1 protein-coding gene is annotated in these 367 nt (G+C 48.0%); it reads left to right on the forward strand.

Annotated elements, in window-relative coordinates; all coding sequences use genetic code 11:
* The coding region (locus AAOP42_RS00690; protein ID WP_349526527.1) for a hypothetical protein at positions 1–367 on the forward strand (367 nt) is incomplete at both ends.

Below are 367 nucleotides of genomic sequence, written 5' to 3' on the forward strand. Positions count from 1 at the left end.
GGACAACCCTGATGGAGGTAACTACTCCTACACATGGCACTCAGGTGCTGATGTAAATGTAAATGCTCCTATTGGACAAACCACCGCTACAGCTACAGGACTGGCGGCCGGTAGCTACTGGGTGCTCGTTGAAGATGATGATGAAGTAACCCCAGGGGCTTGCCAGGCTAAAATATCTGCTACTATTATTGATGACCCTGCTGAAATATCTGTCGATGACTTTACTCCGGTGGCTTCCACTCAATGCAGCCCCGGAAATGGTACCGTCACCGTAGATCAAATTACTATCAACGGGGTGGTTACTACTGATCCGGCTGTGATGGCAGATTATACTTTCCAACTTTGGAACAGTACCAATACTGCCAAA

The sequence above is a fragment of the Reichenbachiella sp. MALMAid0571 genome, assembly GCF_040151475.1.
Classification (GTDB): domain Bacteria; phylum Bacteroidota; class Bacteroidia; order Cytophagales; family Cyclobacteriaceae; genus CAXBNB01.